This window comes from Streptomyces sp. NPDC004647 (assembly GCF_040609575.1).
Lineage (GTDB): Bacteria > Actinomycetota > Actinomycetes > Streptomycetales > Streptomycetaceae > Streptomyces.
The window spans coordinates 1-1,644 of sequence record NZ_JBEXKU010000205.1 but is presented as its reverse complement, the minus strand read 5'-3'; the positions used below and the strand labels follow the sequence as shown (position 1 = coordinate 1,644).

The following is a 1,644-nucleotide window of genomic DNA, read 5'->3' as shown; positions in this document are numbered from 1 at the left end:
GGCTTGACGGCCCAATCCGACGGTTCTTGGAGGTGTCCGGTTGAACTGGACATCCGGGCTGGGCGCACAACTGCCACCTCATCGAGTGATTTACCACCTGTGAACTGGTTGTATCACTCTGCGTGATGGATGATGGTTGTACGAACTCCCGTGTGGGGGCGAGGGGTTCACGGGGATCGGGGGATTGCCATGAACGAAGCAGCGCGGCCGTCGACAGCGGCCTTGCCAGGTGCGCCGGATGAGTGGGCCGCATATTTGGCAGAGGAGGTCCCGGGTCCGGAAACGGCGGGTCTCCTGACGGTACTGGCCCCGGCACAGCTCTCGGGGACGGGACGCATCGACGCGCTACGGGCGCTGGAGCGGCACGCGGAGTGGATCCAGGCCGCGCAAGTCCGCATCCTGGACGAGCTGGAGGCCGATCCGGTCGAGCCCTTCCCCGGCGAGGACAGCCCTGCGGAAGGGGTGTGGGACTTCACCTGCGAACAGGTGGCCTGCGCCCTGCGCATCTCCAACCAAAGCGCCGCGACCCGTCTGTCCACTGCCCGAGAGCTGACCCGCACCTTCCCCACCACCCTGGCACTCCTGGAGTCGGGGCGCATCCACTACATGCAGGCCCACGCGGTCGTGGAGGTCACCCAGAACCTTCCGCGCGATACCGCGGCGCGCGTGGAGTCGCTGGTGGCGGACAGGATGCCTGACCAGGCCGTCTCCGCCACCCGCAAAGCCCTGCACCGCGCGGTGTTGAAGGCCGATCCGGAAGGAGCGGAGACCCGCCACCTGTCGGCGAGGGCCGAGCGCAAGGTGTGTCACCGGATGGATCAGGACGGTATGGCCTGGTGGTCCGCCTATCTTCCTGCCGAGCAAGCCGCCCAGCTCGATGAAGCCGTCGACACCCACGCCGGAGCCATCAGGGGCAGCGGCGAAGACCGGCGCACCCTGGAGCAGCGGCGCGCCGACGCCTTGGTCGATCTCGTCGTCCACCGGTCTGTCCAGTTCAACGGGACAACTGCTCAGACGCATGGCGGCGGGGACGAAGGCCGGACGGCTGTCCAGTTGAACAGGACAACGGGACGCTCAGCACCCTTGGTCCACGTCACGGTCTCGCTGGACATGCTGATCGGTGCATCCGATGAGCCCGCCGACCTCAAGGGCTACGGGCCGATCGCCGCCGTACAGGCCCGCGCCCTGGCCGAAGAACCTGGTTCCATCTGGCGGCGCCTGATCACCGACCCCACGACCGGCATGCTGATCAAGACTGACCCCACCACGTATCGGCCCACCGCCGAAACCATGCGGCACGTTACCGCCCGGGACGGACGCTGCGCCTTCCCCTCCTGCCAGATGCCCACTCACCGCTGCGACCTCGACCACATCCACCCCTTCAACCACCACCATCCCGAGGCGGGAGGGCAGACGACCCCGGAGAATCTGATGCCGCTATGCCGACGGCACCACCTTCTCAAGCACCGCGCCGGATGGTCGGTTGAACGGGACCGCACCACCGGCCGGACCACCTGGACCGCACCCACGGGCCATACCTACTCCAACACCCCCCACACCTACGCAGCAGTGGCCTGAACCATCCGATGGGTCTGTCCAGTTGAACCGGACAGAGCCAGGATCAGGCGCCGACCGGCGCCGCTG

At 67.3% G+C, this 1,644-nt stretch carries 1 protein-coding gene; it reads left to right on the top strand.

Features of this window, described 5'->3' with window-relative positions:
- The first annotated feature begins 255 nt into the window (after window positions 1-255).
- Window positions 256-1,578 (top strand): DUF222 domain-containing protein, encoded by a 1,323-nt coding sequence (locus ABZW18_RS34690; protein WP_356195493.1) that lies wholly within the window; start codon window positions 256-258, stop codon window positions 1,576-1,578.
- The last annotated feature ends 66 nt before the right edge of the window (window positions 1,579-1,644 follow it).